Origin of the sequence: Halomicronema sp. CCY15110 (assembly GCF_016888165.1) — a bacterium.
Taxonomy (GTDB): Bacteria; Cyanobacteriota; Cyanobacteriia; order Phormidesmidales; family Phormidesmidaceae; genus Halomicronema.
Genome location: NZ_JACSWC010000262.1, coordinates 1 through 543 on the forward strand (window position 1 = coordinate 1; position 543 = coordinate 543).

1 protein-coding gene is annotated in these 543 nt (G+C 53.8%); it reads left to right on the plus strand.

Going from position 1 to position 543, the window contains the following annotated elements:
• Window positions 1-543 (plus strand): IS4 family transposase (locus tag JUK32_RS10750; RefSeq protein ID WP_204138854.1); only part of this gene is annotated, 543 nt, incomplete at both ends.

Genomic DNA, 543 nt, shown 5'->3' on the forward strand with positions numbered 1-543 from the left:
AACCGCAACACGAAGCGAGATGCCTATGCCGAAGAAGTGCAACCGTTATTTGAAGCGATCCGCCAACAACCCTGCCAAGGACAGAAAACCTTAGAACTGCAACGCACGCCCAAACGCACGCCCCGCCAAGCTACCTTGAGTGTCCGCTATGCCACGCTGTGGCTGCAACCTCCTCAGGATCACGTGCAAGCGGGTACCTTCAAAGCGATCGCCGTTCAAGTCGTGTTGGCGGAGGAAGAACATCCGCCTGCGGGCGAGAAAGCGATTAGCTGGTTACTGCTGACGACCTTGCCCGTGAATGACTTTGAGGATGCCTGCCGGTGCCTCGAACGCTATAGCTTTCGCTGGTTAATTGAACGATATAACTATGTTTTAAAATCCGGGTGTCGTCTGGAAGCCTTGCAACTAGAGAGCGCTGACCGTTTAGAGCGAGCTTTAGCGACCTATTCGATTGTGGCCTGGCGGCTGCTGTGGTTGACCTATGAAGCGCGAGTACATCCCGATGATCCAGTGGAAACCGTTCTAGAAGAGCATGAATGGCAA